Below are 634 nucleotides of genomic sequence, written 5' to 3' on the forward strand. Positions count from 1 at the left end.
GACTGAAGCATGTTCATCTTGGTTGAATGCTATGGAGTGGTGTTTCCGGTTGCACCTTAAGAAAGACATTTGGTGCTCGCTCCAATCAGTAACTTTAAAACCAAGTACATTTGTATAAAACTCTACAATCATATCTAAGTTTTTTGTATTCATGACAACATGATTCAATTTCACAGGATCTACATTTTTCTTGTTCCAAATTGACGTTTGAACTTCCACCCATGCTGAAAGCTCAATAACACGGTTTTCAGGATCAATAAACCGAAGTCCATAACCAGCACCTGCTTCATCCAAATACCCAGGTTTCTCGATGATACGCACGCCTTTTGATTGTAATATTTCAGCTGCACGATCCACTGCGTTTTTATCGACCATTCCAAATGAGATGTGGTGCAAACCACGCTTTGCTCCTTTGTAAAGGCTTAAAATATGATGTTCTGGCCCAGCCCCGCGAAAATATACTGTATTCTCTTCTTCTGGAACATCCACTCTATCCAAGCCCCAAACCTTCTCATAAAACTTAGCCTGTTCTTCAAAGTTCGGAGTAATCAAACTAATATGCCGTAAATGAGTAATTCCAAGCATCTTTTTATGCCTCCCATTAAATAGATTGCTTTTTTGATAGATTGTCTTG

At 39.0% G+C, this 634-nt stretch carries 1 protein-coding gene; it reads right to left on the reverse strand.

The window, feature by feature from the left end:
* A partial coding sequence (locus AC1DUW_RS31755) for a VOC family protein (RefSeq protein ID WP_477644569.1) occupies nt 1-585 on the reverse strand: 585 nt, incomplete at its 3' end.
* Nucleotides 586-634 lie beyond the last annotated feature (49 nt).

The sequence above is a fragment of the Peribacillus sp. P4_C12 genome (assembly GCF_056402095.1).